Raw genomic sequence first — 18,246 nt, forward strand, 5'->3', positions numbered from 1 at the left:
GGCGGTCCCAGAGTTGCCGCATGACGCGCGTGCGTGCCTCGAAGGCATGGGTGATCAACGGTGCTCTGGTCGTACTGCTGGCCGGAGCCGGATTCGGGATATACCAGGCGTTCAGCCCCGAACCGAACACGGCGCAGGCCCAGTCGCGCAGCACGCCGGTGCGCCGGGCCACGGTCACCGAGACCATTTCCGCCGCCGGGACCCTCGCCAGTAGTTACACGGGCGCGGCGAACTTCGCGACGGCCGGCAAGGTCACCTCGATCGACGTGAAGGTCGGTGACGTCGTGAGCGCCGGCCAGAAGCTCGCGACCGTCGACAGCACGCAGGCGGCGAAGCAGCTTCAGGTCGCGAAGGCGAACCTTTCGGTGGCGCAGGACAGCCTGGACAGCGCCGAGGACGCCGAAGACACCCCGGCGACCGGCCAGAACAGCCAGAACAGCACGCAGTCCGCCGCGAACAGCGTCACCTCGGCGCAGGCGAAGCTGGACCAGGCCGAGCTGGACGTCCAGACCGCGCAGGAAACCCTCGACAACACCACGCTCTACGCACCCGGCGCCGGCACGGTGACCGCGGTCAACGGCTCGGTCGGGCAGCAGTCCTCCAGCGGCTCGTCGAGCAGCAGTGCCCAGTCGACGTCGAGCACCGGCAGCGGTCAGGGCGGGCAGGGCTCGTCGAACTCCAGCGCCGCGACGTCGTCGTCCAGCACCGGCAGCAGCGGGTTCATCACCATCACGAACATGTCCGGCCTGGTCGTGAACACCTCGGTCGCCGAGATCGACGTCAGCAAGGTCAAGGCGGGCCAGAAGGCCACCGTGACACTCAACGCGCTGCCCGACAAGCCGGTGCAGGCGACCGTTTCGAGCATCAACCTCACCCCGACCACCAGCGGCAGCGTGGTGTCCTACGGCGCGCAGCTGGCGCTGACCGACCCGCCGGACGGGCTGCGACCCGGCCAGTCCGCCAGCGTCGTGATCACCGTCGCCGAAGCGGAGAACGCGCTGAGCGTGCCGGCCGCGGCCGTGACGACGGCCGGCAGCACCAACGTCGTCACCGTGCAGGAGAACGGCCAGAACGTCACCCGCCAGGTGCAGGTCGGCATCCGCGGTGAGTCGACCGTCCAGATCACCTCCGGGCTGACCGAGGGCGAGAACGTCGTGCTGACCGCGACCGCCTCGACCGGGACCACCGGCGGCACGGGCCGGACCGGCGGGACGGGTGGCACCGGCGGGTTCCCCGGCGGCGGGACCGGGGGCTTCCCCGGCGGCGGCCAGCGCGGCACGGGCACCGGCGCCGGCGGCGGTTTCGGCGGCCGCGGGTGAACCCGGTCATCGCGGTCTCCGGGCTGCGCAAGACCTACGGCGCCGGCGAGACGGCGGTGCACGCGCTGCGTGGGGTCGACCTCACCGTGTGGCCCGGCGAGTACGTCGCCATCATGGGCGCGTCGGGCTCGGGCAAGTCGACCCTGCTGAACATGCTGGGCTGCCTCGACGTCCCGACGTCCGGCCAGTACCTGCTGGACGGCTTCGGGGTGGGCAAGCTCAACGAGCGGCAGCTGGCCTTGCTGCGCAACCGGAAGATCGGGTTCATCTTCCAGTCGTTCAACCTCGTGCCGCGGACCTCCGCGCTGTCCAATGTGGAACTTCCGCTCGTCTACAGTGGACTCCGCCGGTCGGAACGGCGGCGCCGCGCGCTCGCCGCGCTCGAGATGGTCGGGCTGTCCGACCGGGCCAAGCACCTGCCCAGCGAGCTTTCCGGCGGGCAGGTCCAGCGCGTCGCGGTGGCGCGGGCGCTGGTCACCGGCCCGGCGATGCTGCTGGCCGACGAACCGACGGGCAACCTCGACCGTCGCAGCACCGCCGACGTCCTCGGCGTCTTCGACCGGCTCAACCGGCTCGGCCGCACCATCGTGGTGATCACGCACGAGGACGAGGTCGCCGCGCACGCGCACCGCGTCGTCCGGGTCGACGACGGGCTGATCGTGTCGGATGACGTCACCCGCGCGGTGGGGGCGGTCTCGTGAACTTCTTCGAAGTCCTGCGTTTCGCCGTGCGCGGGCTCACCGCGAACAAGCTGCGCTCGGCGCTCACCACACTCGGCATCACCATCGGCGTGGCGGCGGTGATCCTGCTCGTCGCGGTCGGCAACGGCGCGTCGGCGGCCATCGCGGCCAGCATCCAGGGCCTGGGCACCAACGTGGTCAACGTCTCCCCGGCGCGCGGCGGCGGGCAGGGCGCGTCGGCGCGGCCGCTGACCGTGCAGGACGCACACGCGCTCGTCGACCCGGTCGGCGCGCCCGACGTCAAAGCCGCGTCGCCGGTGGTGAACACCACGGCGACCGCGACCTACGGGCAGACGTCGTACGACATCTCGACCGTCGCGGGCACCGAACCGGCGTACTTCACCACGACCAACCGCGAGCTCGCGCAAGGACAGCTGTTCACCGCCGAGGACGTCACGGCCGCGCGGAAGGTCGTGGTGCTCGGCCCGACCACGGCGGAGTCGATCTTCGGCGCGGCCGACGCGGTCGGCAAGAACGTGCTGCTGAACAGCATCCAGTTCACCGTGGTCGGGGTGCTGCAGGCCAAGGGCAGCACCGGGCTGCAGAACGCCGACGACGTCGCGATCGCGCCGATCTCGGCCGTGCAGAACTCCCTGGCCGGCTACGGCAGCCTCAGCCAGATCGCCGTCCAGGCCACCAGCGCGGACGCCGTCTCGCTGGCCCAGTCGGAGATCACCGCGATCCTCAACGCGCGGCACGGCATCCGGCTCGGCGGCACCGCCGACTACCAGATCCAGAACTCCGAGGAGCTGCTCGCGACCCGGACGTCGGCGACCGAGACGTTCACCGTGCTGCTGGCCGCGGTCGCGGCGATCTCGCTGCTGGTCGGCGGGATCGGCGTCACCAACATCATGCTCGTCACGGTGACCGAGCGGATCCGCGAAATCGGCATCCGCAAGGCCATCGGCGCCCCGCGCGCCGCCATCCTCGGCCAGTTCCTCGCCGAAGCGACCATCCTCAGCCTGTTCGGCGGGCTGCTCGGCGTCGCGATCGGGCTGATCGGCAGCGAGTTCACCATCTCCGGGATCAAACCGGTCGTGGTGCCTTCGTCGATCCTGCTCGCCTTCGCGGTGTCCGCCCTGATCGGGCTGTTCTTCGGCAGTTTCCCGGCGAACCGGGCCGCCAAGCTGCGGCCCATCGACGCCCTGCGCCACGAATAAGGAGTTCTTGATGTCTTCGTCCACGACGACCCCGCCGGGTTCGGCACCGGGGGACGAGCCGACGGCCGAGCTGCCCCTGTCGGCACTTACCCGGGAAAGCGGCGCTCCGGAGCCGACGCCCGAGCAGATCGTCGCCAGCCCGGCGGTCGACGGTGACTTGAACGCCGAAATGCGCCGGGCCGCGAAGCCGTTTTCCCGCACGACGCTGGTGCTGGCCGGGCTGGTCGTGCTCGCGGTCGCGTTCGGCGGCGGCGCCTGGACACACGCGGCGTTCGGCTCCTCGACCTCTTCGGCGCCCACGCGGCAGGCCGGCGGTCAGCAGGCCCAGACCGGCGGCACCGGCCAGCAGGGCGGCGGCTTCCGCGGCGCCGGCGGCCGCGGCACCACCGGCACGGTCGACCGCGTCGACGGCACCACGGTCTACGTGAAGACCGCGCAGGGCGCCGACGTCAAGGTGTCCACTTCGGACTCGACCACGGTCGGCGTGACCCAGCAGGGCAAGCTTTCCGACCTCAAGCCGGGCTCGACGGTCGTCGTCCAGGGGCAGGCGGGTGACGACGGGACGGTGGCCGCGCAGGCCATCACCCAGCAGGCCGGCCGCTAGTTGAGGGCGATGATCGCGCCGTTGAGCGCGGTCGCGTAGCCGACCCAGGCGAGGTAGGGCACCAGCAGCGCGGCGGCGAGCTTCGACCGGCGCGCGAACAGGACGATCGTCACGACCACGACGACGTCCAGCAGGACGATGTCCACCAGCGCCAGCCGCGCCGCGCCGCCCTCGAAGAACAACGGCGTCCACAGCAGGTTGGCCAGCAGACCGATGCCGTACGCGGCGAACCCCTGGGTTTCGCCGTCCGTGCGCCAGTACAGCCAGCCGGCCAGGGCGATCATCAGGTACAGGACCGTCCACACCGGACCGAACAGCGACGCGGGCGGCGCCCAGGACGGCAGTTCGAGCCGGGCGTAGACGTCCTTCGCCGAGGCCGCGGCCAGTGCGCCGACCACGGCCACCACGGCGACGACGCCGACGAAGCCGGTCAGCACCAGCCACGGGTTGCGCTGTGACTCACGTTCGGTCACCGGTTTGTTCCCCTCCCCGGGCGGCGTCCGGCCATCCTAGGCGCGTTTGCGAGACTGGGCAGGTGAGCACTGGAACCGAGCAGTCGGAAGCATGGTTCGAACGCGCGAAGGCGGCCGTCCCGGGCGGGGTGAACTCGCCGGTCCGGGCGTTCAACTCGGTCGGCGGCACCCCGCGGTTCATGGTCCGCGGCGAGGGCCCGCACCTGTGGGACGCCGACGGGAACCGCTATGTCGACCTGGTGTCTTCCTGGGGTCCGATGATCCTGGGCCACGCGCACCCGGCGGTGGTCGAGGCGGCGCGCGCGGCGGCGACGTCCGGGCTGTCGTTCGGCACGCCGACCATCGGCGAGGTCGAGCTGGCCGAGGAGATCATCGGCCGGGTCGAGCCGGTCGAGCAGGTGCGGCTGGTCAACTCGGGCACCGAGGCCACGATGAGCGCGATCCGGCTGGCCCGCGGGTTCACCGGCCGGGCGAAGATCGTGAAGTTCGCCGGCTGTTACCACGGTCACGTCGACGCGCTGCTCGCGCAGGCCGGCTCCGGCGTCGCGACGCTCGGGCTGCCGACGTCGCCCGGGGTCACCGGCGCCCAGGCCGCGGACACGATCGTGCTGCCCTACAACGACCTCGACGCCGTCCGCCAGTCCTTTGTGGACAACCCGGGCGAGATCGCCGCGGTGATCACCGAGGCCGCGGCCGGCAACATGGGTGCGATCGCGCCGGACGAGGGCTTCAACGCCGGCCTGCGCGACCTGGCCCACGAGCACGGCGCGCTGCTGGTCATGGACGAGGTGATGACCGGCTTCCGCGTCTCGCGGTCGGGCTGGTTCGGCCTCGAAGGGGTGGCCGGCGACCTGTACACGTTCGGCAAGGTGATGTCCGGCGGGCTGCCCGCCGCGGCCTTCGGCGGCCGCGCCGACATCATGGCCAAGCTCGCCCCGGGCGGGCCGGTCTACCAGGCCGGGACGCTCTCCGGGAACCCCGTCGCGGTCGCCGCGGGCCTCGCGACGCTGCGTGCGGCCGACTACGCCGTGTACGCGGCGCTCGACGCCAACGCGAAGCGCCTCGGTGATCTCTTCCGCCGCGAGCTGAGCGCCGCCGGGGTCGCGAACAACGTCCAGTACGCGGGCAACCTGGTCAGCGTGTTCTTCGGTGAGAAGCCGGTACGCGACTACGCCGGCGCGCAGGCGTCCGAGACGTGGCGCTTCCCGCCGTTCTTCCACGCGTTGCTCGACGGAGGCGTGTACGCGCCCCCGAGCGCGTACGAGGCCTGGTTCGTCAACGCGGCCATGGACGACGAAGCGTTCTCGGTGATCGAAGCGGCCCTGCCGGCGGCGGCGCGCGCGGCGGCGGAGGCGGTCCAGTGACCACCGTCGTCCACATGCTGCGGCACGGCGAAGTCCACAACCCCGAGAAGATCCTCTACGGGCGTCTCGAGGGCTACCGGCTTTCCGAGCGCGGGCAGCGTCAGGCGCTCACGGTCGCCGAGGCCGTCGCGGGCCACGACCTCGTGCACGTCGTCGCGTCGCCGCTGCAGCGGGCGCAGGAGACGGCGGCCCCGATCGCCGCGGCGCACCGGCTCGACATCACGACCGACCCGGACCTGATCGAGGCCGGCAACCAGTTCGAGGGCCTGCACGTCGCGGTCGGCGACGGCGCGCTGCGGGAGCCGAAGCACTGGCCCAAGCTGGTCAACCCGTTCAAGCCGTCGTGGGGTGAGCCCTACCTCGAGATCGCGCACCGCATGCTCGGCGCGGTCCACCGGGCGCGCGAGGCGGCCGACGGGCACGAGGCGCTGTGCGTGTCGCACCAGCTGCCGATCTGGACGCTCCGCCGGTTCCTCGAGGGCAAGAAGCTGTGGCACGACCCGCGGCGCCGCCAGTGCTCGCTGGCGTCGCTGACCAGCCTCGTCTTCGACGGTGACGAGCTGCGCGAGATCGTCTACAGCGAGCCCGCGGGCACCACCGACCCGAAGGTGACCGGGGCATGAAACGGCTCCTCGTCACGCTCGCCGTGCTCGGCCTGGTCACCGGGTGCAGCGCCGGCAAGGACGCGGTGGTGCAGGGGAGCAGCTTCAGCTTCGTCTCCCCGGGCGGCCAGGTCGACATCACCTACGACCTCGCCCAGCGCCAGACCGCGCCGGTCCTCGCCGGGGACGACCTGATGAACGAGGGCAAGCAGCTGTCGCTGGCCGACTTCCCCGGCAAGGTCGTGGTGCTGAACCTGTGGGGCCAGTGGTGCGGCCCGTGCCGCACGGAGGTCCCGGAGCTGGAGTCGCTCGCGAAGCAGGCCCCGGGTGTCCAGGTGGTAGGCATCGACGTCCGCGACCCGGCGCGCGAGGTGGCGCAGGACTTCGTCCGCGACCGGCAGCTGACGTACCCGTCGATCTACGACCCGGACGGCCGGGTGCTGCTCAAGCTGAGCGGCTACCCGCGCAACATCATCCCGTCGACGATCGTGCTGGACAAACAGCACCGCGTCGCGGCGGTGTTCCTGCGGCCGGTGCTGGCCCAGGACCTGCTGCCGGTGACCCAGCGGCTGGAGAAGGAAGCCTGATCGAGGGGCTTTTGCCGGGATTTAACCGGCTTGCGCGGTTCTTCGGCTAGATTCCCCCATGATCATTTCGACCTGACCAGGGGGAGATTCTCTTGCTCAAGAAGTTTGCGGCCGCCACGCTGATCGCCGCCGCCGCGGTCACCACGGTCTCGGTGCCCGCCTCGGCGGCGCCGGTCTCGGCGGCGCCGGTGTCGGTCCAGGGGTTCACGGTGCTCAAGGAGAAGAGCGGCTACGGCCGCACGCTGCGCCTGTGGCTGAACTCCGCCAACAACCAGGTGCACGCGAACCTGTCCGGCGCCCGGTACGGCGACAAGCTGTCGATCGGCAGCTGCTGCTACCCGTACACGACGTACGAGACGGTCACCAGCAACGGCCAGTCCGAGCTCAACACGGGGGAGTACGGCAACTACGGCCCCAGCGTGAACGGGGTGTTCGCCGGCGGCGGCGAACTCCACTTCTGACCGGGTGTCCCGCTCGTCCGGTCCGGACGAGCGGGACGAAGGTCCTGAACTGCTGTGACCGAGGTCCTGTGAACCGGCCCCGGAGTTCTCACCGGGACCTCACTGCCTACCCTCAATCCCGTGAACTCCGTTACCGAGCTGGCGATCTCCGGACCGCTGCTGCTCGCCGCGGGCGTCGCGCTGCTGGCCGGAACGATCTCCTTCGCCTCGCCGTGCGTGGTGCCGCTGGTGCCGGGGTACCTCGCGTACCTCGCGGCGCTCGTCGGCGCGGACGCGCCGGCGGTCAGCGCCGACGAAGAACGCAAGCAGGGCCGCTGGGCCGTTCTCGGCGCGGCGCTGCTGTTCGTGCTCGGGTTCACCGTCGTGTTCGTCGCCACCCTGGGCACCCTGGTCTGGCTGGCCGAAACGCTCACCCTCAACCAGGACCTGCTGCAGCGCGTCGGCGGTGTCCTCACCATCGCGATGGCGCTGGTGTTCCTCGGCTGGATCCCGGGCCTGCAGCGCGAGTTCCGCTCGCACCGCGTGCCCGGCGGCGGTGTCTGGGGCGCCCCGCTGCTCGGCGCGGTCTTCGGCCTCGGCTGGACACCCTGCATCGGCCCGACGCTCTCCGCCGTCATGTCGCTGGCCACCGCGACCGGCGGCGCCGCCGCCCGCGGTTACCTGCTGATCGCCGTCTACTGCCTCGGCCTCGGGGTGCCGTTCCTGCTCATCGCGCTCGGCGCCCGCTGGGCCGTCCGGGCCACCGACTGGGTGCGCCGGCACGGCCGCCACGTGCAGATCTTCGGCGGCGCGCTGCTGATGGTCGTCGGGATCCTGCTGGTCACCGGCGTCTGGGGAGACCTGATGGGCTTCCTCCGCAACGAGCTCACGGGGACCCTGGAGCTGCCGCTGTGACAACCACCGAAGCCCCGCCTGCGGCACCGAAGGGGCCCACCCCCGCCAAGCGCACCTTCGCCTTCGTCCGCAACACCTGGCGCGGCCTGACGTCGATGCGCACCGCGCTCGTCCTGCTGTTCCTGCTCGCCCTGGCCGCGCTGCCCGGCGCGCTGCTGCCGCAGCGGAAGCTCAACGCCCCCAAGGTCGACGAGTACATCAGCGCCCACGGCTGGTGGGGCACGCTGCTCGACAAGCTCGAGTTCTACGACGTCTACTCCAGCATCTGGTTCTCGGCCATCTACCTGCTGCTGATGATCTCGCTGGTCGGCTGCCTCACACCGCGCAGCTTCGACTACGTCAAGGCGATGCGCGCCAAGCCGGTGCTGACCCCGCGCAACCTCGCGCGGATGCCGCACTACCGGCTCGGCCGCGGCAAGTCCGACGTCTCCGCCGAGGTCGCCGCCGTCCACAAGCAGCTGTCCGGCTGGCGGCGCGTCGAGCGTGAAGAGGCCGACGGCGTCCGCACCATCTCCGCCGAACGCGGGTTCCTGCGCGAGACCGGCAACCTGATCTTCCACTTCAGCATGCTCGGCCTGATCGTGTTCTTCGCGCTGGGCAAGCTGTACGGCTACGAAGGCCAGGTCATCGTCCAGGCCGACGGCGACAGCTTCTGCAACTCCGGCATCTACAACTACGACTCCTTCAACGCGGGCCTGCGCGTCGACGGCACCGACCTCGACCCGTTCTGCGTGAAGGTCAACGACTTCACCGTGCGGTACACCCCGGCCGGCGAGCCGGAGTACTACCACTCGAACATCGAGTACCAGTCCGGCCAGGACCTCGAGACGAACACCTGGCGCCCGTACGGCCTCGAGGTCAACTCGCCGCTGCGCACCGCCGGCGACCGCGTCTACCTGCTCGGCCAGGGCTACTCGCCGCAGTTCACGGTGACCTTCCCCAACGGCGACAAGCGCACCCAGAACACCCAGTGGCGCACGGTCGACCCGACGACGATGCTCGCCGAGGGCGCGACGAAGTTCGACCAGCCCGGCGTCACCGACGAGGTGCAGCGGCGGACCCGCCAGCTGGCCATCACCGGCCTGTTCGCGCCGACGTCGTTCCTGCACGGCAACGTCCTGACGTCGGCGGCGCCGGAGCTGAAGGACCCCGCCGTCGCCGTCGACATCATGCGCGGCGACCTCGGGCTCGACGCCGGGCGCGGCCAGTCCGTGTTCGAGATCGACCAGTCGCTGGTCGACGACGGCAGGCTGAAGAAGATCGCCCGCGAGAACATGAAGGTCGGCCAGGAGATCAAGCTCGACGACGGCACGAAGATCCGCTTCGACGGCGTCAACCACTGGGTCTCCCTGCAGGTCTCCCACGACCCGACGCAGGGTTTCGTGCTCGGGTTCGCCATCTCGATGTTCGTCGGACTCGGCGCGTCCTTGCTGGTCAAGCGGCGTCGGCTGTGGGTCCGGGTGAAGCCGGGCACCGAGGACGACCCGGGTACCGTCATCGAGGTCGCCGGGCTGGCCCGCACCGACCAGGCGGGGTACGGCGAAGAGTTCCACCGGATCAGTGAACGCTTGATCAGTGGTCAGAAGGGCTGAGGCATGCCGATCAACGAGACGTTGTCCCAGTACAGCGACTGGCTGTACACGACGGCCGCGGCGATCTACGTCGTCGCGTTGATGTTCTCCCTGATCGAGCAGGGCTTCGGCGCGAAGGGCCGGCTCGCCACCGAGCGCGCGAAGCTGCGGGCGCGTGAGCTCGTCGGCGCCGGCGGACCGCCGATCGAGGAGGTCCAGGCCGCGCAGCGCGAGGTCGGCCGCCCCGAGCGGATCGGCCGGATGGGCGCGGCGCTGCTGGTGCTCGGCGTGCTGCTGCAGCTGTCGGCGATCGTGCTGCGCGGGCTCGCCGTGCACCGCGCGCCGTGGGGCAACATGTACGAGTACGGCATGGCGGTCACCTTCATCACGGTGGTCACCTGGGTGATCGTGATGTGGAAGTTCCCGGTCCGGCACCTCACCGGCTTCCTGCTGCTGCCCGTCGTGATCCTGATGTTCATCAACGGCACGCTGCTCTACACGATCGCGGCGCCGGTGCAGCCCGCGCTGCAGTCGTACTGGCTGGTCATCCACGTCTCGGCGGCCATCATCGGCTCCGGCGTCTTCCTGGTGCCGGGTGTGGCGAGCGTGCTCTACCTGTTCCGCGCGGCCTACGAGAAGGACAACACGAAGTTCGCGCGCTTCGCCTCGAAGCTGCCCGCGGCCGACGTCCTCGACCGGATCGCCTACCGGACGACGATCTTCGCCTTCCCGGTGTTCACCTTCGGTGTGCTCTGCGGCGCCGTCTGGGCCGAGTCGGCGTGGGGCCGGTTCTGGGGCTGGGACCCCAAGGAGACCGTCGCGTTCATCGCCTGGGTGGTCTACGCGGCCTACCTGCACTCCCGCGCCACCGCGGGCTGGCGCGGGGCCCGGGCCGCGGCGATCAACATCGTCGGGTTCGCCGCGATCATCTTCAACCTCTTCTTCGTGAACCTCGTCACGGCGGGCTTGCACTCCTACGCCGGGGTGGGCTGAGCAACCCGCGGGTACGCCGACTACCGTCGTCTTCAGGGGAGAGCGATGTCGGCGGAGTGCGCGGAGGTTTACACCGGTGACCGGACCCAGCGAAGAATCGGCTCCTGGCCACCCCGAACAGGCCGAGCCGGCTGCTGCCCCGCAGCAGCCTGAAGCGGCGGGCGGGCTGTTCGCCGACGACCGGACGGACTCACACCCGCACCCGGACACCTCGGGCGCGTTCGACGTGCAGCCGACCCAGGCCGTCGCGCCGCCGCCGAACCCGGCGGTGTCCGGGCCGCACCAGGTGCCGAACCCGGCCGTCTCGGGGCCGCACCAGGTGCCGGGCGGTTCGGGACCCCAGTACGGCTACGACCAGAACCTGCCGCCGCTGCAGCCGCAGCAGCAGTACGCCCAGGCGCAGGCCCAGTACCCGCAGCAGCCTCAGCAGGGTTCGGGTCTGCCGCAGCCCCAGGGCGGGCGGCACGCGGCGCCGCAGCAGCCGGGCCACGGCCACGACCTGTCGACCGCGCACCTGGTCAAGCAGGTGAAGCGGCCGCCGCAGTCGGGCTGGCGCAAGGCCGTCTACGTCGGCACCGGGAAGCTGGTCAACCCGGGCGAGAGCCCGGCCGACACGCAGCGCCGTGACCTCATCGCGCGGGTCAACCAGCCGCTGCGCGGGTGCTACAAGATCGCGATGCTGTCGCTGAAGGGCGGCGTCGGCAAGACCACGGTGACGACGACGCTGGGCGCGACGTTCGCTTCGCTGCGCGGTGACCGCGTGGTGGCGGTGGACGCCAACCCGGACCGCGGCACGCTGTCGCAGAAGCTCCCGCTGGAGACGACGGCGACGGTCCGCCACCTCCTGCGCGACGCGGCCCGCATCACGCGCTACAGCGACGTCCGGTCGTACACGTCCCAGGGCGCCAGCCGGCTGGAAATCCTCGCCAGCGAGCAGGATCCGGCCGTCTCGGAGGCCTTCTCGGAGGACGACTACCGGCGCACGGTCAACCTGCTCGAGCACTTCTACAACATCGTGCTCACCGACTGCGGCACCGGCTTGATGCACTCGGCGATGAAGGGCGTCCTGGACGTCGCGGACGCGCTGGTCGTGGTGTCGTCGGGTTCGGTCGACGGCGCCCGGAGCGCCTCGGCGACCCTGGATTGGCTCGAGGCCCACGGTTACGGCGAGCTGGTCAAGCGCTCGGTGGCGGTGATCAACTCGGTCCGCCCCAAGGGCGGCTCGGTCGACCTCGACAAGCTGTCGGCCCACTTCGGCGCGAAGGTCCGGGCAGTCTGCAAGGTGCCGTTCGACCCGCACCTGGAGGAAGGCGCGGAGATCGAGCTGGACCGCCTGTCCGGTGACACCCGCCTGGCCCTGCTGGACCTGGCAGCGACCGTGGCAGATGGCTTCGCGACCCCACTCTCACAGGGCTACCGCTAAGCCGGTTCCGGCGTGATCAGGGCCGTCACTGGCGTGATTGAGGCCGTATCTCGCGAGTTCCGGCTCGGATCACGCGAGTTCCGGCGGGAATCACGTGAGTTCCGGGCCTGATCACGCGGGGCCCGGCTATCGGTAGGTAAAGCGCACGGAAGGCCACCATCGGGATTCGCTCCCGGAGGTGGCCTTCGGCGCGTCAGAGGTCGTCGTCCCGGCGTTTGCGTTGCTGTTCGGCCAGCTGGCGCAGGAAGTCGGGGTCGTCGTCCGGGGCGATCGGGGCGCGGCGCGGGGTCGAGGGCACCCCGACCCGCTGACCGGCGAACGACCGCCACAGGAGCAGGGCGACGACCAGCGCGCCGACCGCCGCGAGCAGAGCGAGCATGCCGGATCCTTCCGTGTGGGTCCCACGAGGTTAACCGCTTCGGCCGGGTTTCGGCCCGAACCCGTGTTGCGGAGTGACACCCAAAACACGAACGGGGCCGCGCGGGTGGGGGAGTTCCCCGTACCCGACACGGCCCCGGTGTCCGGATGGTTCAGGCCTTGCGCGCCGGTTCGCTGGCGTCGGTGGTCAGCTCGGCGAGGAGCTCGTTCACCTCGGACTCCCGGAACCGCCGGTGCCCGCCCGGGGTCCGGATCGAGCCGATCCGGCCCGCCGTCGCCCACCGCGTCACGGTCTTCGGGTCCACCCGGAACAGCGCTGCCACCTCGCCAGGGGTGAGCAGTCGTCCGCCCATCGTCGCGGTCATTTTCCGCCTCCTTAACGACCTCACTGCTATACCGGAGGCAATCCGGGCCCTTCTGGCCCGTCGCGCCGGGGTAGCCAACGCGGCAATCGTTGCACTTCACCCGTCAGGTACTCGAACGGTTGTCCAAGAGTAAAGAGCCCTTAAAGGTCAAAACGGACAGGTTGCTTACGGTGTGCAACTATCCTCTTGGTCACCTGACGTGCCCGGATGCAAATCCGCCCGGTCATCGGCCGCGAGGCGTGGTGCCAATGGGGGATTGTCCAACCGCATAGAGTGATGCCGTGGATCAGTTGGACCGGAAGATCATCGCAGCGTTGCGCATCAACGGACGGGCCACTTACGCCGACCTCGGGCGGGCCGTCGGGTTGTCCGCGTCGTCGGTGCACGAACGGGTGGGCAAGCTGGAAGCCGCGGGCGTGATCACCGGCTACCACGCGGTGGTCGACCCGAGCTCGGTCGGCCTCGGCGTGACCGCCCTCGTCAGCATCCACCCGACCGACACCGCCACGGAGGACGACGTCGCCGATGCGCTCGCCGCCCTCGACGAGGTCGAGAGCTGCTACGCGGTGGCCGGCGACGAAGCGTTCGTCGTGAAGGTGCGCGTGTCGACCGTCGACGAGCTGGAACGCACGCTCGGCCGGCTCCGGCGCATCCCCGGCGTCGGGCGGACGAACACCACCGTCGTGCTCTCGACGCGCTTCGAGGGCCGCCCGAACAACGCGGGCCTGCAGAAGGACCGGGCAGGTGGGGCGTAACCTGCGTTGATGTGAGCGACGTGAAGGCCGGCAACCTGCCCCGTGACCTGACGCTGTACCTGCTGGCGCGGTTCGTGCTGGTCGGGGTGATCGCGTGGGTGCTGACCCTGGCCAACGTGCCGCTGCTGGTCGCCCTGCTGATCGGGCTGGTCGTCGGGCTGCCGCTGGGGCTGCTGCTGTTCCGCTCGCTCAACGCCCGCGTCACGGCCGGCCTGGCGAAGCGCAACGAGAAGCGCGCCCGGGCCCGTGCGCAGCTGCGCGCCCAGCTCCGGGGTGACGCGTCCGGTCAGCCGGAATGAGCCGCCTGCACAGCCGCAGCTGGGTGCGCGAAGCCGTCCGGATCATCGAGGCCGACGCCAACCGCAGCGCCGACACACACCTGCACGTCTTCCCGCTGCCCCCGGAATGGGGCATCGACCTTTACCTCAAGGACGAGTCCGTCCACCCGACCGGCTCGCTGAAGCACCGGCTGGCGCGGTCGCTGTTCCTGTACGGGCTGGTCAACGGCCAGATCGGGCCGGACACCGTGCTCGTCGAGGCGTCCAGCGGCTCCACCGCGGTCTCCGAGGCGTACTTCGCCCGCATGCTCGGCCTGCGCTTCATCACCGTGGTGCCGCGGCGCACGAGCAAGGAGAAGATCGCGCTCATCGAGTTCTACGGCGGTGAGTGCCACTACGTCGACCAGGCGCCGGCGATGTACCCCGAGGCGGAGCGGCTCGCGGCCGAGTGCGGCGGCCACTACCTCGACCAGTTCACCTACGCCGAGCGCGCGACGGACTGGCGCGGCAACAACAACATCGCCGAGTCGGTGTTCGCGCAGATGCGCTCCGAGCGGCACCCGGTGCCCAGCTGGATCGTGGTCGGCGCGGGCACCGGCGGCACCAGCGCGACCTTCGGCCGGTACGTGCGCTACAAGCGCCACACGACGAAGGTCTGCGTGGTCGACCCGGAGAACTCGTCGTTCTACGGCGCCTGGGAAACCGGCGCGCTGGACTACGCAACCGGCATGCCGTCGCGGATCGAGGGCATCGGGCGCCCGCGCTGCGAACCGTCGTTCGTGCCCGGCGTGATCGACGAGATGTTCCAGATTCCCGACGCCGGTTCGCTGGCCGCGATCCGGCTGCTGCGCGAGCGCACCGGGCACTGGGCGGGCGGCTCCACCGGCACCAACCTCTACGGCGCGTTCCGGCTGATCTCCCGCATGGTCGAGGACGGCCAGGCGGGCAGCGTCGTCACGCTCCTCTGCGACGGCGGCGAGCGGTACGCGCACACCTACTACGACGACGAGTGGCTCGAGCAGCAAGGTCTTGACCTCGCGCCGCACACCGCGTTGTTCGAAGAGTTCCTGACGACCGGGAAGTTCGTCCCGGAGAGCTAGAGGTTCACCGCGATCGCGGTGACGACCGCCCAGACCAGCATCGCCAGGCCGGTGTCCCGCAACGCCGGGATCAGCTCGCGCCCGGTCTTCCCGCCGTGGACGGCCCCGATCGCGGGCAGGAGCAGGCCGGCGGTCAGCACCGCCAGCCCGGCCGCCCAATGGCCGGTGGCCGCCAGGACCACGCTGAGCACATAAGGCACCACGAGCAGCACCAGGTACAGGTTCCTCGTGCCGCGGTCGCCGAGGCGCGTGGCGAGCGTGCGCTTGCCGGCCTCGACGTCGGTCGGGATGTCGCGCAGGTTGTTGGCCGTGAGAACCGCCGTCGAGAAGCAGCCGACGGCGACCGCGCACGCCAGCGCCGTCCAGCTGACCCGGCCGGCCTGGACGTACACCGTGCCGAGCACGCCCGCCAGACCGAAGAAGACGAACACCGCGATCTCGCCGAAACCGTAGTAGCCGTACGGCTTCTTGCCGCCGGTGTAGAACCATGCGCCGAGGATGCACAGCGCACCCATCACCAGCAGCCACCAGTGCCCGCTGGACACCACCAGCACCAGCCCCAGCACCCCGGCCAGACCCAGCGCGACCAGCGCTGCCGTCAGCACGGCCTTCGGCGCGGCGACCCCGGAGCCGACCAGCCGCAGCGGGCCGACGCGGTTCTCGTCCGTGCCGCGGATGCCGTCGGAGTAGTCGTTGGCGTAGTTGACCCCGACGATCAGCGAGAGCGAGACCAGCAGCGCCAGCACCGAACGCCACCAGGAGAACGCGTCCAGCGCGATCGTCGCCCCGACCCCCGCCACCACCGGCGCCACCGCGTTGGGCAGCGTCCGCGGCCGGGCCCCCTCGATCCACTCGCTCAAGCTCGCCATGGCGTCATTCAACGCCATGGTGATCACCGTCGAGCGGGAACCCGGGAAGTCAGTCGCCGGTCGGCAGCTGCCAGACGAGCGAGCCGCTGTTGGGGTCGACCGAGGGGCCTTCGGCGGCCAGCGCCGAACCAGCGGTGGCAAGGACCCCCAGCGCGACGGCGGTGCTGATGAGAACAGTCCGAATCCAGCGCGTCATGGTGAGTAGCCAAGCGGGCGCACCCTGTGCGTGTCAACGAACTGCCACCATTCAGCCGCGCAAACCCGACGCAAGTCGGGTCCGCACCGCCGCCCGGTCGATCTTGCCCGGCCCGCGAAGGGGCAGCTCAGCGCCGTACTCGACGCGCTTCGGCGTGGCCGCGGCACCAAGCTCGGCGCGGACCGCGGCGCGCAGTTCGTCCGCTTCACGAGGTTCACCCTCCGGGACGACGAGCGCCACCACGGCCTCGCCCCACTCCGGGTCCGGCACACCGACAACACACGCGTCACGCACACCCGGCTGCGCGCAGAGGCACCGCTCGATCGCGTTCGCGGACACCTTCACCCCGCCGGTGTTGATCATGTCGTCGGCCCGGCCGAGCACCTCGATGCGGCCGTCTTCGTGCCGAACACCACGGTCGGACGTGGTGAACCAGCCGCCGTCGAACGACTCCGCGGTCAGGTCCGGCCGGAGCCGGTAGCCGTGCGCGAGGACGTCACCGGCGATGCGGATTCGGTCCCCGGTGACGTCGACGCGGACACCGTCGAGCGGGAAGCCGTCGTAGACGCAGCCGCTCGCCGTCTCGCTCATGCCGTACGCGGGCACGATCCGGACCCCGGCGTCGGCGGCGCGCTCCCGCAGCCCGGCCGACGTCGCCGCCGCGCCGACGACGATCGCGTCGAACGTCTTCGCCGCGGCCAGGCCCGCGCCGCCGTCGTCGAGCAGCCGGACGAGCTGGGTCGGCACCAGCGCCGTGTACCGCGGGCCGCCCTTCAGGGCCGACGCTGCGGCGGCGAAGTCGTCCGGCCGGAAGCCGTGGCCGGTCAGGTACGCCGGTTCGGTCCCCGCCAGCAGCGACCGGACCAGCACCTGCAGCCCGCCGATGTAGTGCGCCGGCGTCGCGAGCAGCCAGTGTCCCGGTCCGCCGAGGCGCGCGTGCGTGGCCTCGGCGGACGCGGTCAGCGCACGGGCCGAGAGCAGCACGCCCTTGGGCGCGCCGGTCGAACCCGAGGTCGCGATGACAACCGCGGTGTCCGGTTCGGCGGGCTCGGCCGGCGCCATCGCGTCCCGCAGTGCGGGGTCGGTGAACGGCAGCACCGCCGGGCCACCGCCCAGCGCGTCCGCGACAGCCCTTTTCAGCGCTTCGAGCGCTTCGGGGGAGCCGTCGAGTTCGAGAGGGCGCAGCTCAGTAGTAATAAGGGACGTCCTTGAAGTCGGGGTCGCGCTTCTGCAGGAACGCGTCACGGCCTTCGACGGCTTCGTCCTGCATGTACGCCAACCGGGTGGTTTCGCCGGCGAACAGCTGCTGGCCGACCAGACCGTCGTCGGTGAGGTTGAACGCGTACTTCAGCATCCGCTGCGCCGTCGGCGACTTGCCGGCGATCGTCCACGCCCAGTCCAGGGCCTCTTTTTCCAGGTCGGCGTGCGGGACGACGGCGTTGACCGCGCCCATCCGGTGCATCTGCTCGGCGGAGTACTCCCGGCCGAGGAAGAAGATCTCGCGGGCGAACTTCTGGCCGACCATCTTCGCCAGGTAGGCCGAGCCGTACCCGCCGTCGAACGAGCCGACGTCGGCGTCGGTCTGCTTGAACTTCGCGTGCTCGGCCGAGGCGAGCGTGAGATCGCACACGACGTGCAGGGAGTGCCCGCCGCCCGCGGCCCAGCCCGGCACGACCGCGATCACCGGTTTCGGCAGGAACCGGATCAGCCGCTGGACCTCGAGGATGTGCAGCCGGCCGGCCCGCGCGGGGTCCACCGTGTCGGAGGTCTCGCCGCTCGCGTACTGATACCCGGAGCGTCCGCGAATACGCTGGTCACCACCGGAGCAGAACGCCCACCCGCCGTCCTTGGGCGACGGGCCGTTGCCGGTGAGCAGGACACAGCCGACGTCCGAGCTCATGCGGGCGTGGTCGAGGGCCCGGTAGAGCTCGTCGACGGTGTGCGGGCGGAAGGCGTTGCGGACCTCCGGGCGGTCGAACGCGATGCGCACCACGCGTTTGCCGCCGCGGCTCTCAGCGGAGCGGTGGTAGGTGATGTCGGTGAAGGCGAAACCTTCGACCTCGGTCCACGCGGCGGGGTCGAACAGCTCGGAAACTCGGGCGTCATCCACGTTT

The 18,246-nt window shown here is 70.8% G+C and carries 22 protein-coding genes; 15 read left to right on the plus strand and 7 right to left on the minus strand.

Going from position 1 to position 18,246, the window contains the following annotated elements:
• Positions 1-20: 20 nt before the first annotated feature.
• Genes ACIA5G_RS02695 through ACIA5G_RS02710 form a run of 4 tightly spaced genes read left to right on the plus strand, consistent with a single transcriptional unit; the run spans position 21 to position 3,823 of the window.
• Entirely contained in the window at positions 21-1,319 is a 1,299-nt protein-coding gene (locus ACIA5G_RS02695) for an efflux RND transporter periplasmic adaptor subunit (RefSeq protein ID WP_395920489.1), read from the plus strand.
• Entirely contained in the window at positions 1,316-2,020 is a 705-nt protein-coding gene (locus ACIA5G_RS02700) for an ABC transporter ATP-binding protein (RefSeq protein WP_395920490.1), read from the plus strand. Before ACIA5G_RS02695 ends, ACIA5G_RS02700 begins: the two co-directional genes overlap by 4 nt.
• Complete coding sequence (locus tag ACIA5G_RS02705; RefSeq protein ID WP_395920491.1) at positions 2,017-3,219, plus strand: ABC transporter permease; 1,203 nt, start codon at positions 2,017-2,019, stop codon at positions 3,217-3,219. Before ACIA5G_RS02700 ends, ACIA5G_RS02705 begins: the two co-directional genes overlap by 4 nt.
• A gap of 10 nt (positions 3,220-3,229) precedes the next feature.
• On the plus strand, positions 3,230-3,823 hold the full coding sequence (locus ACIA5G_RS02710; RefSeq protein WP_395920492.1) for a hypothetical protein: 594 nt from the start codon (positions 3,230-3,232) through the stop codon (positions 3,821-3,823).
• Here ACIA5G_RS02710 and ACIA5G_RS02715 read toward each other — a convergent pair.
• Complete coding sequence (locus tag ACIA5G_RS02715) at positions 3,820-4,296, minus strand: TspO/MBR family protein (RefSeq protein ID WP_395920493.1); 477 nt, start codon at positions 4,294-4,296, stop codon at positions 3,820-3,822. The two genes, ACIA5G_RS02710 and ACIA5G_RS02715, sit on opposite strands and share 4 nt — an antisense overlap.
• Before the next feature lie 62 nt (positions 4,297-4,358).
• Here ACIA5G_RS02715 and hemL point away from each other — a divergent pair, with 62 nt between their 5' ends.
• The 8 genes from hemL (at position 4,359) to ACIA5G_RS02755 (ending at position 12,191) form a co-directional block, all read left to right on the plus strand.
• Positions 4,359-5,660: a glutamate-1-semialdehyde 2,1-aminomutase gene (hemL, locus tag ACIA5G_RS02720; RefSeq protein WP_395920494.1), complete on the plus strand. Its 1,302-nt coding sequence runs from the start codon at positions 4,359-4,361 to the stop codon at positions 5,658-5,660.
• On the plus strand, positions 5,657-6,283 hold the full coding sequence (locus ACIA5G_RS02725; protein ID WP_395920495.1) for a histidine phosphatase family protein: 627 nt from the start codon (positions 5,657-5,659) through the stop codon (positions 6,281-6,283). Before hemL ends, ACIA5G_RS02725 begins: the two co-directional genes overlap by 4 nt.
• On the plus strand, positions 6,280-6,849 hold the full coding sequence (locus ACIA5G_RS02730; RefSeq protein ID WP_395920496.1) for a TlpA family protein disulfide reductase: 570 nt from the start codon (positions 6,280-6,282) through the stop codon (positions 6,847-6,849). Before ACIA5G_RS02725 ends, ACIA5G_RS02730 begins: the two co-directional genes overlap by 4 nt.
• A 92-nt stretch (positions 6,850-6,941) precedes the next feature.
• Complete coding sequence (locus tag ACIA5G_RS02735; RefSeq protein WP_395920497.1) at positions 6,942-7,310, plus strand: hypothetical protein; 369 nt, start codon at positions 6,942-6,944, stop codon at positions 7,308-7,310.
• 120 nt (positions 7,311-7,430) lie between these two features.
• Complete coding sequence (locus ACIA5G_RS02740; protein ID WP_395920498.1) at positions 7,431-8,204, plus strand: cytochrome c biogenesis CcdA family protein; 774 nt, start codon at positions 7,431-7,433, stop codon at positions 8,202-8,204.
• Positions 8,201-9,796: a cytochrome c biogenesis protein ResB gene (locus tag ACIA5G_RS02745; protein WP_395920499.1), complete on the plus strand. Its 1,596-nt coding sequence runs from the start codon at positions 8,201-8,203 to the stop codon at positions 9,794-9,796. Before ACIA5G_RS02740 ends, ACIA5G_RS02745 begins: the two co-directional genes overlap by 4 nt.
• Before the next feature lie 3 nt (positions 9,797-9,799).
• Positions 9,800-10,768 (plus strand): c-type cytochrome biogenesis protein CcsB, encoded by a 969-nt coding sequence (gene ccsB, locus ACIA5G_RS02750; protein WP_395920500.1) that lies wholly within the window; start codon positions 9,800-9,802, stop codon positions 10,766-10,768.
• A gap of 76 nt (positions 10,769-10,844) precedes the next feature.
• Positions 10,845-12,191 carry an AAA family ATPase gene (locus tag ACIA5G_RS02755; RefSeq protein ID WP_395920501.1) on the plus strand — a complete coding sequence of 449 codons (1,347 nt, stop codon included), beginning with the start codon at positions 10,845-10,847 and terminating at the stop codon, positions 12,189-12,191.
• A gap of 193 nt (positions 12,192-12,384) precedes the next feature.
• Here ACIA5G_RS02755 and ACIA5G_RS02760 read toward each other — a convergent pair whose 3' ends face one another.
• Both ACIA5G_RS02760 and ACIA5G_RS02765 read right to left on the minus strand, forming a co-directional pair.
• Positions 12,385-12,570, minus strand: coding sequence for a hypothetical protein (locus ACIA5G_RS02760; RefSeq protein ID WP_395920502.1), 186 nt, complete (start codon positions 12,568-12,570; stop codon positions 12,385-12,387).
• Positions 12,571-12,721: 151 nt separating this feature from the next.
• Positions 12,722-12,934 carry a BldC family transcriptional regulator gene (locus ACIA5G_RS02765; RefSeq protein ID WP_072474890.1) on the minus strand — a complete coding sequence of 71 codons (213 nt, stop codon included), beginning with the start codon at positions 12,932-12,934 and terminating at the stop codon, positions 12,722-12,724.
• Positions 12,935-13,215: 281 nt separating this feature from the next.
• Between ACIA5G_RS02765 and ACIA5G_RS02770 the strand changes: the two genes are divergently transcribed.
• From ACIA5G_RS02770 to ACIA5G_RS02780, 3 genes are read left to right on the plus strand one after another with little or no spacing between them, the layout of a single operon-like run.
• A complete protein-coding gene (locus ACIA5G_RS02770) occupies positions 13,216-13,689 on the plus strand; it encodes an Lrp/AsnC family transcriptional regulator (RefSeq protein ID WP_395920503.1) in 474 nt (157 codons plus the stop codon).
• Positions 13,690-13,700: 11 nt separating this feature from the next.
• Entirely contained in the window at positions 13,701-13,988 is a 288-nt protein-coding gene (locus ACIA5G_RS02775) for a DUF4229 domain-containing protein (protein WP_395920504.1), read from the plus strand.
• Positions 13,985-15,067, plus strand: coding sequence for a PLP-dependent cysteine synthase family protein (locus ACIA5G_RS02780; RefSeq protein WP_395920505.1), 1,083 nt, complete (start codon positions 13,985-13,987; stop codon positions 15,065-15,067). Before ACIA5G_RS02775 ends, ACIA5G_RS02780 begins: the two co-directional genes overlap by 4 nt.
• Here the strand turns inward: ACIA5G_RS02780 and ACIA5G_RS02785 are convergent.
• From ACIA5G_RS02785 to ACIA5G_RS02800, 4 genes are read right to left on the minus strand one after another with little or no spacing between them, the layout of a single operon-like run.
• On the minus strand, positions 15,064-15,936 hold the full coding sequence (locus tag ACIA5G_RS02785) for a 1,4-dihydroxy-2-naphthoate polyprenyltransferase (protein ID WP_395921858.1): 873 nt from the start codon (positions 15,934-15,936) through the stop codon (positions 15,064-15,066). The genes ACIA5G_RS02780 and ACIA5G_RS02785 overlap by 4 nt on opposite strands.
• A 49-nt stretch (positions 15,937-15,985) precedes the next feature.
• The gene (locus ACIA5G_RS02790; RefSeq protein ID WP_395920506.1) at positions 15,986-16,132 is read right to left on the minus strand and encodes a hypothetical protein; all 147 of its coding nucleotides are present in this window, start codon (positions 16,130-16,132) and stop codon (positions 15,986-15,988) included.
• Positions 16,133-16,183: 51 nt separating this feature from the next.
• Positions 16,184-17,317 (minus strand): o-succinylbenzoate--CoA ligase, encoded by a 1,134-nt coding sequence (menE, locus tag ACIA5G_RS02795; RefSeq protein ID WP_395921859.1) that lies wholly within the window; start codon positions 17,315-17,317, stop codon positions 16,184-16,186.
• Position 17,318: 1 nt separating this feature from the next.
• Positions 17,319-18,242 carry a 1,4-dihydroxy-2-naphthoyl-CoA synthase gene (locus ACIA5G_RS02800; protein WP_395920507.1) on the minus strand — a complete coding sequence of 308 codons (924 nt, stop codon included), beginning with the start codon at positions 18,240-18,242 and terminating at the stop codon, positions 17,319-17,321.
• Positions 18,243-18,246 lie beyond the last annotated feature (4 nt).

It is taken from the genome of Amycolatopsis sp. NPDC051758 (assembly GCF_044453095.1).
Lineage (GTDB): Bacteria > Actinomycetota > Actinomycetes > Mycobacteriales > Pseudonocardiaceae > Amycolatopsis.

Coding starts and splice junctions, on each gene's coding strand:
- ACIA5G_RS02730 (WP_395920496.1), top strand. CDS start 6,280: ATGAAACGGCTCCTCGTCACGCTCGCCGTGCTCGGCCTGGTCACCGGG.
- ACIA5G_RS02695 (WP_395920489.1), top strand. CDS start 21: ATGACGCGCGTGCGTGCCTCGAAGGCATGGGTGATCAACGGTGCTCTG.
- ACIA5G_RS02790 (WP_395920506.1), bottom strand. CDS start 16,132: ATGACGCGCTGGATTCGGACTGTTCTCATCAGCACCGCCGTCGCGCTG.
- ACIA5G_RS02710 (WP_395920492.1), top strand. CDS start 3,230: ATGTCTTCGTCCACGACGACCCCGCCGGGTTCGGCACCGGGGGACGAG.
- ACIA5G_RS02765 (WP_072474890.1), bottom strand. CDS start 12,934: ATGACCGCGACGATGGGCGGACGACTGCTCACCCCTGGCGAGGTGGCA.
- ccsB (WP_395920500.1), top strand. CDS start 9,800: ATGCCGATCAACGAGACGTTGTCCCAGTACAGCGACTGGCTGTACACG.
- ACIA5G_RS02785 (WP_395921858.1), bottom strand. CDS start 15,936: ATGGCGAGCTTGAGCGAGTGGATCGAGGGGGCCCGGCCGCGGACGCTG.
- ACIA5G_RS02780 (WP_395920505.1), top strand. CDS start 13,985: ATGAGCCGCCTGCACAGCCGCAGCTGGGTGCGCGAAGCCGTCCGGATC.
- ACIA5G_RS02760 (WP_395920502.1), bottom strand. CDS start 12,570: ATGCTCGCTCTGCTCGCGGCGGTCGGCGCGCTGGTCGTCGCCCTGCTC.